This window comes from Dietzia sp. CW19 (assembly GCF_014145265.1).
GTDB lineage: Bacteria > Actinomycetota > Actinomycetes > Mycobacteriales > Mycobacteriaceae > Dietzia > Dietzia natronolimnaea.
In genome coordinates this window covers 3,453-3,883 of record NZ_JAALEE010000555.1, presented here as the reverse complement: position 1 = coordinate 3,883, position 431 = coordinate 3,453, and the positions used below count along the sequence as shown (strand labels likewise).

Sequence of the window (431 nt, the reverse complement as noted above, 5' to 3'; positions counted from 1 at the left end):
TGGCCGTCGGAGTGCTCGGTCTTGTTCCGCACGTCTAGGACCATGGCGGCGTCGAACGCGTCCAGCTCGTCGGGCCCGATCATCTCGGGGGTCGTCATGGGCAGACCCTCGAGGCCGGTGGTGTAGCCGGTGACGGTGTCGATGCCGACCCGCAGCAGGTGATCCCGCAACGCCTCGGCCATCTCGACGTCCCGGGCGAGCACCACCAGGGGCGTGTCCTCAAACTCGGGGTCGTACACCCAGGCGCCGAAGGAGGCGGCCTTGTCGACGCCGGGGATGTTGAGCGCACCGGGGACGGTGCCGGCGTGGACCTCGTCCTGGCCACGGGTGTCGACGACGACGACCTCGTTCGTCTCGAGGGCGTCGGCCACCTCCGCGGAGTCGTAACGGCGCAGCGGGGCCAGCGGTCCGAGGACGTCCGGACCCTGCCG

The 431-nt window shown here is 70.8% G+C and carries 1 protein-coding gene; it reads right to left on the bottom strand.

Annotation, left to right across the window (positions count from 1 at the left end):
• Positions 1–431 (bottom strand): rhodanese-like domain-containing protein (locus tag G6021_RS15645; RefSeq protein WP_182641692.1); only part of this gene is annotated, 431 nt, incomplete at both ends.